The sequence below is a fragment of the Vallitalea maricola genome (genome assembly GCF_036985595.1).
Classification (GTDB): domain Bacteria; phylum Bacillota; class Clostridia; order Lachnospirales; family Vallitaleaceae; genus Vallitalea; species Vallitalea maricola.
The window spans coordinates 1-243 of record NZ_BTPU01000282.1 but is presented as its reverse complement, the minus strand read 5'-3'; the positions used below and the strand labels follow the sequence as shown (position 1 = coordinate 243).

Annotated in this window: 1 protein-coding gene; it reads right to left on the bottom strand. The window is 36.6% G+C overall.

Annotated features, from left to right (window positions below; genetic code table 11):
- Nucleotides 1-243 (bottom strand): family 4 glycosyl hydrolase (locus AACQ14_RS24100; RefSeq protein WP_459112804.1); only part of this gene is annotated, 243 nt, incomplete at both ends.

Here is a 243-nt window from a genome sequence, read left to right as displayed (position 1 = left end):
ACAAGACAAGGTACTTCAACTACACAATCTGATGGCAGGTTAGGAATTAGGCCAGTATTCATGACGTTACCACCAATAGTATAAGAGATATTGGTTTCCATTGCTTCCATTATATATGAGCCGTATTCAGTAGAACGTTTATGACTAAGAGTATTGTCTTTTGTAAGTTCATCTCTTTGTTTTTCCCAGTTGGCTATTTGCTCTACACATCTTCTTGGATATTCCTCTAGATGAATATCCAAG